Origin of the sequence: Streptomyces sp. NPDC058662, from assembly GCF_042716255.1 — a bacterium.
Taxonomy (GTDB): Bacteria; Actinomycetota; Actinomycetes; order Streptomycetales; family Streptomycetaceae; genus Streptomyces.
In genome coordinates this window covers 1-11,614 of sequence record NZ_JBHXRU010000054.1, presented here as the reverse complement: position 1 = coordinate 11,614, position 11,614 = coordinate 1, and the positions used below count along the sequence as shown (strand labels likewise).

The 11,614-nt window shown below is 72.6% G+C and carries 9 protein-coding genes; 3 read left to right on the top strand and 6 right to left on the bottom strand.

Features of this window, described 5'->3' with window-relative positions; translation table 11 throughout:
- The first annotated feature begins 122 nt into the window (after window positions 1-122).
- Window positions 123-1,076, top strand: a complete 954-nt coding sequence (locus ACFWUQ_RS19585; protein ID WP_384539425.1) for a zinc metalloprotease — start codon at window positions 123-125, stop codon at window positions 1,074-1,076.
- A 140-nt stretch (window positions 1,077-1,216) separates the two neighbouring features.
- On the opposite strand, the gene ACFWUQ_RS19580 is transcribed toward ACFWUQ_RS19585, so the two are convergent.
- Entirely contained in the window at window positions 1,217-1,795 is a 579-nt protein-coding gene (locus tag ACFWUQ_RS19580; protein ID WP_384539347.1) for a dienelactone hydrolase family protein, read from the bottom strand.
- Window positions 1,796-1,843: 48 nt separating this feature from the next.
- Between ACFWUQ_RS19580 and ACFWUQ_RS19575 the strand changes: the two genes are divergently transcribed.
- Window positions 1,844-3,004, top strand: coding sequence for a mechanosensitive ion channel family protein (locus ACFWUQ_RS19575; protein WP_384539422.1), 1,161 nt, complete (start codon window positions 1,844-1,846; stop codon window positions 3,002-3,004).
- A gap of 68 nt (window positions 3,005-3,072) precedes the next feature.
- Here ACFWUQ_RS19575 and ACFWUQ_RS19570 read toward each other — a convergent pair whose 3' ends face one another.
- The 5 genes from ACFWUQ_RS19570 to ACFWUQ_RS19550 form a co-directional block, all read right to left on the bottom strand.
- Window positions 3,073-4,665: a Na+/H+ antiporter gene (locus ACFWUQ_RS19570; protein WP_384539344.1), complete on the bottom strand. Its 1,593-nt coding sequence runs from the start codon at window positions 4,663-4,665 to the stop codon at window positions 3,073-3,075.
- Between the two features lie 87 nt (window positions 4,666-4,752).
- Complete coding sequence (locus ACFWUQ_RS19565) at window positions 4,753-5,238, bottom strand: GNAT family N-acetyltransferase (protein ID WP_384539341.1); 486 nt, start codon at window positions 5,236-5,238, stop codon at window positions 4,753-4,755.
- Complete coding sequence (locus tag ACFWUQ_RS19560) at window positions 5,235-6,176, bottom strand: RluA family pseudouridine synthase (protein WP_384539338.1); 942 nt, start codon at window positions 6,174-6,176, stop codon at window positions 5,235-5,237. The genes ACFWUQ_RS19565 and ACFWUQ_RS19560 overlap by 4 nt, the downstream gene beginning before the upstream one ends.
- A gap of 88 nt (window positions 6,177-6,264) precedes the next feature.
- A complete protein-coding gene (gene lspA, locus ACFWUQ_RS19555; RefSeq protein ID WP_384539336.1) occupies window positions 6,265-6,825 on the bottom strand; it encodes a signal peptidase II in 561 nt (186 codons plus the stop codon).
- A 204-nt stretch (window positions 6,826-7,029) separates the two neighbouring features.
- Window positions 7,030-7,806: a TraR/DksA family transcriptional regulator gene (locus ACFWUQ_RS19550; protein ID WP_384539333.1), complete on the bottom strand. Its 777-nt coding sequence runs from the start codon at window positions 7,804-7,806 to the stop codon at window positions 7,030-7,032.
- A 615-nt stretch (window positions 7,807-8,421) separates the two neighbouring features.
- Between ACFWUQ_RS19550 and ileS the strand changes: the two genes are divergently transcribed.
- Complete coding sequence (ileS, locus tag ACFWUQ_RS19545; protein ID WP_384539330.1) at window positions 8,422-11,577, top strand: isoleucine--tRNA ligase; 3,156 nt, start codon at window positions 8,422-8,424, stop codon at window positions 11,575-11,577.
- Window positions 11,578-11,614 lie beyond the last annotated feature (37 nt).

Below are 11,614 nucleotides of genomic sequence, written 5' to 3'. Positions count from 1 at the left end.
AATATGTCATGCACACATAAGCTTCGCGCCAGTCGGAGAGATCCTTCGGCCACAACCCCCCACCGCGAGGAGCACACGTGCGCGCCTTTGCCCGCATATCCCCCCTTCTCCGCCGCCGCCTCATGGGTACGGCGGTCCTGGCCGGAACGCTTGCCTTCACCCCGCTCGCCGCGCCCACCACGCTCGCCGCCGCCAAGACCCCCGCCGAGGTGTGCGTCGAGGAAGGCACGGCCGGAGCCGCCGCCAACGCCCGCGTCGCCCGCCCCCACGACGAGCACGCGCACGAGCCCAACGAGGTCACCGACACCCAGGCGAAGGCCATGGACGCCGATCTCAGGGCGAAGCTCGACAAGGCCCTCAAGAACCAGCCGCAGCGCAGCCTGCGCGCCGCCGAGGCCGTCACGAACATCCCCGTGTACTTCCACGTCGTCCACTCCGGCACCGCCGGAAAGCTGACGGCCACCGACATCAGCAAGCAGCTGGCGGTCCTGAACGCCGCTTACGGCGGCCAGGGCACGGGCAACGTGAACTCCAACTTCCAGTTCACCCTGGCCTCGACGGACTACACGGACAACGCCGCCTGGTACAACCTGGCCTCCGGCTCCCAGGCCGAGACGGCCATGAAGAACACCCTGCGCAAGGGCGGCCCGGGCGCGCTGAACTTCTACACCGCCAAGCTCTCCGGCGGCCTGCTCGGCTGGGCGACCTTCCCGACCTCCTACGCCTCCAGCCCCAAGATGGACGGCGTGGTCGTACTCGACAGCTCGCTGCCGGGCGGCGCCTCGGCCAACTACAACGAGGGCGACACCGCCACCCACGAGGTCGGCCACTGGCTCGGCCTCTACCACACCTTCCAGGGCGGCTGCAATGGAAACGGCGACTACGTCGCCGACACCCCGGCCGAGAAGAGCGCCGCGTACGAGTGCCCGACCGGCCGCGACAGCTGCGCGAGCAAGCCGGGCACCGACCCGATCCGCAACTTCATGGACTACACGTACGACTCCTGCATGTACCAGTTCTCCGCGGGCCAGGTGGCCCGGATGACGAGCAACTGGACGGCCTACCGGGCGGGCTGAACCACAGCTCCCCCGCCGTGAACAGGCGCGGGGCACGGGCCGGAGAGCGCCGGACCGTGCCCCGCGCCGACGCGTCGGGGCGGGGAGGCGCGCCGCGGGACGCGAACCGGCAGCCGCCGGCCGCGATCGGCGGCGCCGCCCTACAGGCTGTCGAGGAAGCCGATCGCGACCTTCCAGGCCTGCTCGGCGGCCTCGGCGTCGTAGTCCTCCAGCCCCGGATCGGTGAACAGGTGCCCCGCCCCCGGATAGCTGTGGACCTCCACGTCCGCACCGGCCCGCCGCATCCGCAGGTACCAGGCAGTCAGCCAGTCGTGCGGCTCGAAGGGGTCCGGGTCCGCGACGTGCAGCTGCACCGGCAGCTCGTCCACCGCCGCGGTCTCCTCCAGGTCGGCGGTGCCGTGCAGGAGCAGCAGTCCGCGCGCCTTGGCGTCGGCCAGCGCCAGGTGCTGGGCCAGGGAGCCGCCCAAGGAGAAGCCCGCGTAGACCAGGCCCTGGTCGGAGTGGGGGGCGGCGGCCAGCACCGCGCGCTTGAGCAGCTCGTCCCGGCCGATGGCGTCCTGGTGCGCCATGCCCTCCTCGACGGTGGTGAAGGTGCGCCCCTCGAAGAGGTCGGGCACCTGGACCTGGTGCCCAGCCGCGCGCAGCCGGTCGGCCGCCGAGTGCACCGCGGGCCGCAGCCCGTACGTCGAATGGAAGAGCATGATGTTCATGCCTCCCATCGTGCCAGTTTCCCGCGACGGCATCCGGTTACGTTCTTACCCATGGAGATGGAGAACGTCCTGCGTCCTGCCGTCGTCGTCGGCGCATGCCTGGCCGTCACCCTGCTCATCGGGTGGCTGCTCGACCTGCTGCTGCGCCGAATAGACGCCCGGCACCCCGAGACCCCCCTGTGGGGGCTGGTGCGCCGCTGCCGCCTGCCCTTCCAGCTCGTGCTCTGCGCGGGTCTGCTCAGAGGGTCGTACCGGCAGGCCCGCGTCCTGCCCGACCACTCGGTGGGTGTGGGCCGGGCCCTGACCATCGTCCTGATCGCCGGCGCGGCCTGGCTGCTCGTGGGATTCGCCACGGCGATCGTCGACTCCACCTACGCGCGCTATGCCGCCGGCGCCCAGGACGCCGCCCGGGTCCGCCGGGTCCGCACCCAGGTCACCCTCATCCAGCGGGTGGTGACCGCGGTGGTGGTGATCGTCGCGCTGGCGGCGATGCTGCTGATCTTCCCGCCGATGCGCACGGTCGGCGCCTCGATGCTCGCCTCCGCCGGTGTGCTGGGCATCGTCGCCGGTATCGCGGCCCAGTCCTCCCTGTCCAACCTCTTCGCCGGGCTCCAGATCGCCTTCGGCGACACCGTCCGCATAGGCGACACGGTCGTCGTCGACAAGGAGTGGGGCACGGTCGAGGAGATCACCCTGACCTTCCTCACGGTCCGCACCTGGGACGAGCGCCGGATCACGATGCCGGTCTCGTACTTCACGAGCAAGCCGTACGAGAACTGGTCGCGCGGCGGTGCGCAGATGACCGGCACGGTCTTCTGGCACCTGGACCACAGCGCGCCGGTGGAGCTCATGCGCGAGCAGCTCCAGCGGATCCTCAAGGACATCCCGGAGTGGGACGGCCGCGGCGCGGGCCTGGTGGTGACGGACACCACCCCGCACACGGTCCAGGTCCGCGCGATGGTCACGGCGAGGGACGCCGACGACGTGTGGACCGTCCGCTGCGAAGTCCGCGAGCGCCTGATCGCCTGGCTCGTCGCCCACCACCCCTACGCCCTCCCCCGCATCGCCACCGCCCCGGCCCACGGCACCCCGCCCGCCTCCCCGCTCTCCGACCCGGCCGCCGACCCGGCCGCCGACCTGGCCGCCGACCCGGCCGCCGCGGCCGGCCCCGGCCCCGGCCCCGGCCAGGGCAGGGCCCGCACCGCCCCGACCCGGTAGCCCCGGCCCGGTAGCCCCGACCTGGGGGCCCCGGCCCGAAGCCGTGGGACGGGCGGCCGGGACCCGACTCACGGGCTGCGCAGGCTGCGTACGTCCAGGTGCCGCAGCACCCGGTCCACGATCTCCGGATCCGAGCCGGGCTCGCTGCGCGCCGCCAGCACCTCGTGGCGGGCCGCCGACATCATCTCCCGCTGGATCCGCTGGATGTCGCGGATGCGCTCGACCCGCTTCGCGTACGCCTCGCGCCGCTCCTCGTCCACCATGTCGGGGCTGATCCGCGCTCCCACGTCGTACGCGCGCCGGTGGAGCGTCTCGACCAGGTCCTCCGGCAGGTCCTCGACCTCCTGGATCTCCTTGAGCCGGCGCTTCGCCGCCTTGGCCGCGCGGATCGCGAGGACGCGCTCGATCTCCTTGTCGGCGTCGGAGTCGGCCTCCACCCCCAGCCGCCGCACCAGCCACGGCAGGGTGAGGCCCTGGAGCACCAGCGTCGCCATGATCACGGAGAAGGCGATGAAGACGATCTCGTCGCGCGCGGGGAAGGCCTCGCCGCCGTCGGTCCGGAACGGCAGGGCGAGGGCCAGGGCGACCGAGGCCACGCCCCGCATCCCGGCCCACCACATCACCACACTCTCCCGCCAGCTCAGCGGGATCTCCTCGTCGTAGTCGCGCCGCCGGTGCAGCTTCTTCGCCAGCCAGCCGGCCGGCAGCAGCCACACCAGCCGCACGCCGACGACCACCGCGACCACGGCCGCCGCCGCGCCGGCCATCTCCCACTCGCGGCCCTTCGCCGTGCCGAAGACGTTGTGCAGCTCCAGCCCGATGAGCCCGAACGCCACGCCCGTCACCAGCATGTCGACGACCTCCCAGAAGGTGTGCCCGGCGAGCCTGCCCAGCACGTCGTCGGCGTCGGAGGCGTACTCGGCGAGGAACAGGGCCGTCGTCAGCACCGCCAGCACCCCCGACCCCTGGAGTTCCTCGGCCATCACGTACGACACGAACGGGACCAGCAGCGTCAGCCCGATCTGCAGGCTGGCGTCACCGAGCCGCCCCATGAGCCGGTGGGCCGCCCAGCCCAGGGCCAGGCCGACCGCCACGGCGACGACGGCGGACAGCACGAACTCGCCGAGCGCCGCCGGCCAGGAGAAGCTGCCGCTGACGGCCGCGGCGACGGCGACGTGGTAGAGCACGATGGCCGTGACGTCGTTGAAGAGCCCCTCGCCCTCCAGGATCGACACCATGCGCCGGGGCAGCCCGAGCGATCCGGCGACCGCCGTGGCGGCGACCGGGTCGGGCGGGGCGACGAGCGCGCCGAGCGCGACGGCGACGGCGATCGGCAGCCCGGGCACCACGGCGTGCGCGACGGCCGCGACGGCGGCGGTGGTGACGAACACCAGGGCCACGGCCAGCAGCAGGATGGGCCGCACGTTGGCGGCGAACTGGCGCCAGGAGGTGCGCTGCACCGAGGCGTACAGCAGCGGCGGCAGCACCAGCGGCAGGATGTACTCGGGCGGGACGTCGACGTTGGGCACGGCGGGCACCAGCGCGAGGGCGACGCCGCCGACGGTCATCAGGACGGGCGCGGGCAGTCCGAGCCGGTCTCCGAGCGGGACGCTGACCACGGCCCCGAGCAGCAGCACGAACAGGAGAGCAAGCTGATCCACTCCCCCACCCTGCCAGTCCGCCGCACGCGGCGGCGCCGGGTGGCGCCCCGCCGCCCCGTGTCGGACGTCCGGGGCCGGGAGCGGGGCTCAGTTCGGCGGGCTGTCCGCGAGGGGGCGGCGCATGGCGCGGTGGGGGATCCCCGCGTCCTCGAACTCCGGGCCGTACGCCACGTAGCCGAGCCGCTCGTAGAAGCCGAGCGCGTGCGTCTGCGCGCCCAGGTCGACGGCCGCCAGGCCCAGCCGGGCCGCCTCCGCCTCGATCGCACGGACCAGCGCCACACCCACGCCCAGCCCGCGGGCGGACCGGGCGACGGCGAGGCGGCCCAGCGAGCCGACTCCCTCGGACCCGGTCTTGCCGAGCGCGGCGGCCCCGTGCAGCAGCCGCCCCGTGCCCAGCGGCTCCCCGTCCGGCGCCACGGCCAGCACGTGGACCGCGTCCGCGTCGTACGCGTCGTACTCGACGGACTCCGGCACGGACTGCTCGACGACGAAGACCGCGGTGCGCACCGCGAAGCAGGCCCGCAGGTCCTCCTCGGAGGTGGCGACCCGGATCGCGACCTGCGGCGGGGTCACTCGCTCTCCGCCCGGATCACGTCCAGCGCGTGCTGCAGGTCGGCCGGGTAGGTGCTCTCGAACTCGACCCACTGCCCGTCCGACGGGTGCTCGAAGCCCAGCCGCACGGCGTGCAGCCACTGGCGGGTCAGCCCCAGCCGCTTCGCGACGGTCGGGTCGGCGCCGTAGGTCAGGTCGCCGACGCAGGGGTGGCGGTGCGCGGCCATGTGCACGCGGATCTGGTGCGTGCGCCCCGTCTCCAGCTTGATGTCCAGCAGCGAGGCCGAGCGGAAGGCCTCGATCAGGTCGTAGTGGGTGACCGAGGGCTTGCCCTCCTGGGTCACGGCCCACTTGTAGTCGGCGCTCGGGTGGCGGCCGATCGGCGCGTCGATGGTGCCGCTCATCGGGTCCGGGTGGCCCTGGACCAGCGCGTGGTAGCGCTTGTCGACGACGCGCTCGCGGAACTGGTTCTTGAGGGAGGTGTACGCGCGCTCGGACTTGGCGACGGCCATCAGGCCGGAGGTGCCGACGTCGAGGCGGTGCACGATGCCCTGGCGCTCGGCGGCGCCGGAGGTGGAGATGCGGTAGCCGGCCGCGGCGAGGCCGCCGATGACGGTGGTGCCGGTCCAGCCGGGGCTCGGGTGGGCGGCGACGCCCACCGGCTTCATGATGACGACGATGTCGTCGTCGTCGTGGACGATCTCCATGCCGGGGACGGGCTCGGCCACGACCTCGACCGGCCGCGGGGGGGCGGGCATCTCGACTTCGAGCCAGGCGCCGCCGTGCACCCGCTCGGACTTCCCGACGATGCTGCCGTCGACCGACACCTTCCCCGCGGCCGCGAGTTCGGCCGCCTTCGTCCGGGAAAATCCGAACATACGGGCGATGGCGGCGTCGACGCGCTCGCCCTCAAGGCCATCGGGAACGGGCAGGGTGCGGATCTCGGGAATCGTACTCACCCGTCGAGTATGCAGGACTCGGCAGATGACCGGCCCCGCGCTCGGTCCCCCGCACGGCTCCGCGGCGGCTCGGCGCCCGGTCCCGCGGTCAGTCCTTGTGGACGGTGCCGTCCGGGTCCAGGCCCTTGAAGGACAGCAGCACGATCAGGATGCCGCCGCACACGATCGCCGAGTCGGCGAGGTTGAAGACGGCGAAGTGGGCCGGCGCGATGAAGTCGACCACGGCCCCCCGGAACACGCCCGGCGAACGGAAGATCCGGTCGGTCAGGTTGCCCAGCGCACCGCCCAGCAGCAGGCCCAGGGCGATTGCCCAGGGCAGGCTGTAGAGCTTGCGGGCCAGTCGGACGATCACCACGATCACGGTGGCCGCGATGCAGGTGAAGATGATCGTGAACGCCTCGCCGAAGCCGAACGCGGCGCCCGGGTTGCGGACCGCCTCGAACCGCAGCAGGTCGCCGATGATCTCGATCGGCGGCTGGTGCTCCAGCTTCGCCACGACCAGCATCTTGGTACCGAGGTCGAGGACGTAGGCGAGCGTCGCCACGACGAGCAGCGCGACGATCCGCCGGTGCCCCCTGGGCTCGGCGGACTCCGGCTGGGAGTCGTCCCCGACCTCCGGCGTACCGATGATGCGCTCCGCCTCTGCCACGTGAGTCCCTCGAACTAGCTCGTACCCGGTTGCCGACCACAGACGCGCCAGGCTGCTGGACCCTGACGAGACACGAGAGTACGTCAGGGCACGCGTGCACGCCTGTGCGGTACCTCACCGCCCGCCGGGGCCCCGGCGCACTCCCGCCCCGTACGGCTCCCGACCCAGGGCGTCCCTTTCGAATCCTGCCGGGCTCGCGACGCCCTAGTGCCGCCGCTCCTGCTTCTGCTTGCAGTCCACGCACAGCGTCGCCCGCGGGAACGCCTGCATCCTGGCCTTGCCGATGGGCTGCCCGCAGTTCTCGCAGAGCCCGTAGGTGCCCGCCTCCAGCCGCTCCAGAGCCCGCTCGGTCTGCTCCAGCATCGAGGTGGCGTTCGCCGCGAGGGCCAGCTCGGACTCCCGGGTGATGTTCTTGGTGCCCGTATCGGCCTGGTCGTCGCCCGCGCCGTCCCCGGAGTCGCGCATCAGGCCCGAGATCGCGGCCTCGGAGGCCTCCAGCTCGTCGCGCAGCCGCACCACCTCGGCGGACAGCGCGGTACGGGCCTCCCCGACCTCCTCCGGGGTCCACGGGTCCTCCCCGGGCCGGACGGCGAGCTCGCCGGGCGCGGAGGGCGCCGCGGGGCGCGTCTTGGGCAGCCCGCTGGTGGCGGCCACCGTCTTCCTCGTCGCACCCGTGCTCTTCTTGGCAACCACTTTGCGGACTCCCGTCTTCTTCGCGGCCTGCGCCGCCCCCTCGGCGCCGGCCGGTTCGGCCGTCGCCTTCCTCGCGGCCGTCGTCCTCGCGACGGTGGTCGCCTTCTTCCCGGCGGCCGTCCCGCGGACGGCAGCCGTCTTCCTCGCGGCGGTCGCCCCGGCGGCGGTCACCTTCCCGGCCGGAGCCGCGTCGTCGGCCGGAGCCGCGCCGCCGGCCGCCGTCGCCTTCCCGGCGGCCCGTCCGACGGCCTTCTTCGCAGTACTCCCGGCGGTCTTCTTCGCCACCATGGTCGCGGCCCCTTCACATACTGTGATCTTTGCTCGCGAATCGTGCCGGAACGATAAATCGACTCCGGCCCCGCGGCAACGGGGCGCGCATCCGAAGACGCCGACCTGCATCCGTTGTGCCCAGCCGGAAGCCCCGTAATCCGCCCCACGCGCCCCACCCGAACCCGTACCGCCGCGCGGGACCGTACGGGTCGCCCCGACGGCCCCCGCCGGGCGGCTCCCGCGCCCCCGCCGCGCCGGGGCGGGGGCCCGGCCGCGGGCCCCCGTAAACCGGTCTGCCGGGCGGCCCCCGGGCCCGTACACTGGCCCCAGCGAGAGGCATGGATGGGGACGAGTAGCGTCGGACGCAGCCAGGAGCGACCCGGGGACGGTGAGAGCCCGGGGGCGAGCGCGACGTGAAGGATCACCCCGGAGCCGCCGGAAGAAAGCGCGCACGGACCCGCGAGGGCCCCGGGCACGCGAGTAGAACCGGCTTCGCACCCCAATGAGGGGGCCGCCGGACCTGTCCGGAGGCCAAGGAGGGTGGTACCGCGGGAGCAGCACGTCCCTGATCCACAGGACGGCTCTCGTCCCTCCGACGGAAGTGACATCCCGCCGGAGGAAGAGTTCAGCCTCATGACCACACCGCCGCAGTACCGCCCGGTACCCGCCCAGGTCGACCTGCCCGCCCTTGAGCACGCAGTCCTCGACTTCTGGCGCGAGAGCAAGACCTTCGCCAAGACCCTGGAGCAGTCCGAGGGCCGCCCCGAGTGGGTCTTCTACGAGGGCCCGCCCACCGCCAACGGCATGCCCGGCGCGCACCACATCGAGGCCCGCGTCTTCAAGGACGTCTTCCCCCGCTTCCGCACCATGCGCGGCTACCACGTGGCCCGCAAGGCCGGCTGGGACTGCCACGGCCTGCCCGTCGAGCTCGCCGTCGAGAAGGAGCTCGGCTTCAACGGCAAGCAGGACATCGAGGCGTACGGCATCGCCGAGTTCAACGCCAAGTGCCGCGAGTCCGTGACCCGCCACACCGACGCGTTCGCCGACCTCACGACCCGGATGGGCTACTGGGTCGACCTGGACGACGCCTACCGGACGATGGACCCCGAGTACGTCGAGTCCGTGTGGTGGTCCCTGAAGGAGATCTTCAACAAGGGGCTGCTCACCCAGGACCACCGCGTGGCCCCCTGGTGCCCGCGCTGCGGCACCGGCCTCTCCGACCACGAGCTGGCGCAGGGCTACGAGACGGTCGTGGACCCGTCGGTGTACGTCCGCTTCCCGCTCACCTCCGGCCCGCTGGCCGGCCGGGCGGCCCTGCTGGTCTGGACGACCACCCCGTGGACCCTGGTCTCCAACACCGCCGTCGCCGCGCACCCGGACGTCACGTACGTCGTGGCGACCAACGGCGAGGAGCGGCTCGTCGTCGCCCAGCCGCTGCTGGAGAAGTCCCTGGGCGAGGGCTGGGAGGCCACCGGCGAGTCCTTCACGGGCAAGGAGATGGAGCGCTGGACCTACCAGCGCCCCTTCGAGCTGGTCGAGTTCCCCGAGCCCGCCCACTACGTCGTGAACGCCGAGTACGTGACGACCGAGGACGGCACCGGTCTCGTCCACCAGTCGCCCGCCTTCGGCGCCGACGACCTCGCGGTCTGCCGCGCGTACGGCCTGCCCGTCGTGAACCCGGTCCGCCCCGACGGCACCTTCGAGGAGGAGGTCCCGCTGGTCGGCGGCGTCTTCTTCAAGAAGGCCGACGAGAAGCTGACCGCCGACCTCGACGCGCGCGGCCTGCTGTTCAAGCACATCGCCTACGAGCACAGCTACCCGCACTGCTGGCGCTGCCACACCGCGCTGCTCTACTACGCGCAGCCGTCCTGGTACATCCGCACCACCGCCGTCAAGGACGCGATGCTGCGCGAGAACGGGAAGACCAACTGGTTCCCGGACTCGGTCAAGCAGGGCCGCTTCGGCGACTGGCTGAACAACAACATCGACTGGGCGCTGTCCCGCAACCGCTACTGGGGCACTCCGCTGCCGATCTGGCGCTGCGAGGAGGGCCACCTCACCTGCGTCGGCTCCCGCGCCGAACTGAGCGAGCTGTCGGGCCGGGACCACAGTGCCCTGGACCCGCACCGCCCGTACATCGACGAGGTCACCTTCCCGTGCCGGCACGAGGGCTGCGCGCTGACCGCCGTCCGCGTGCCCGAGGTCATCGACGCCTGGTACGACTCGGGCTCGATGCCGTTCGCGCAGTGGGGCTACCCGTACAAGAACAAGGAGATCTTCGAGAAGCGCTACCCCGCGCAGTTCATCTCGGAGGCGATCGACCAGACCCGCGGCTGGTTCTACACGCTCATGGCGGTCGGCACGCTGGTCTTCGACAAGTCCTCGTACGAGAACGTCGTCTGCCTGGGCCACATCCTCGCCGAGGACGGCCGGAAGATGTCCAAGCACCTGGGCAACATCCTCCAGCCGATCCCGCTGATGGACCAGCACGGCGCGGACGCGGTCCGCTGGTTCATGGCGGCCGGCGGCTCCCCGTGGGCGGCCCGCCGCGTCGGCCACGGCACGATCCAGGAGGTCGTGCGCAAGACGCTGCTGACCTACTGGAACACGGTCGCCTTCCAGGCCCTGTACGCCCGTACCTCGAACTGGGCGCCCTCCGCCTCGGATCCGGCTCCGGCCGACCGGACCGTCCTGGACAGGTGGCTGCTCTCCGAGCTGCACGCCCTCGTCACCGAGGTCACCGAGGCGATGGAGGCGTACGACACCCAGCGCGCCGGCAAGCTGCTGTCCGCGTTCGTCGACGACCTGTCCAACTGGTACGTCCGCCGCTCGCGCCGGCGGTTCTGGCAGGGCGACGCCGCCGCGCTGCGCACCCTGCACGACGTCGTGGAGACGGTCACCCGGCTGATGGCCCCGCTGACCCCGTTCATCACGGAGCGGGTCTGGCAGGACATGGTCGTCCCGGTCACCGCGGACGCCCCCGAGTCGGTCCACCTGTCCGCCTGGCCGGTCGCGGACCCCTCCGCGATCGACCCCGCCCTCTCGCAGCAGATGCAGCTGGTCCGCCGCCTGGTGGAGCTGGGCCGGGCCACCCGCGCCGAGTCGGGCGTCAAGACCCGCCAGCCGCTGTCGCGCGCGCTGGTCGGCGCGGTGGGCTTCGAGGCCCTCTCCCCGGAGCTCCGGTCCCAGATCACCGAGGAGTTGAACGTCTCCTCCCTGGCCTCCCTCTCCGAGGTCGGCGGGTCCCTGGTGGACACGACGGCGAAGGCGAACTTCCGGGCCCTGGGCAAGCGCTTCGGCAAGGGCGTGCAGGACGTGGCCAAGGCGGTGGCCGCGGCCGACGCGGCGGCCCTGTCCCTGGCCCTGCGCGCCGGCGCCGCCGAGGTCGAGGTGAACGGCGAGTCCGTGGCCCTCTCCCCGGAGGAGGTCATCATCACGGAGACCCCGCGCGAGGGCTGGTCGGTGGCCTCGGACTCCGGGGCGACGGTCGCCCTGGACCTGGAGATCACCCCGGAGCTGCGGCTGGCGGGGCTGGCCCGTGACGCGATCCGCCTGATCCAGGAGGCCCGCAAGAACTCGGGCCTGGACGTCGCGGACCGGATCGCCCTGCGGTGGTCCTCCGCGGAGCCGGAGGTCGTCACGGCCCTGACGGACCACGCGGCGCTGATCGCCGACGAGGTGCTCGCCACCGACTTCGCCGCCTCCGCCGCCGGCGAGGCGGACGGGGCGTACGGCGAACCGTTCACGGACGAGTCCCTGGCCCTGACGTTCCGCCTGCGCAAGGCGTAACCGCCCCGGCCCCCGAGCGGCCCGCGCCCCCTTGTCC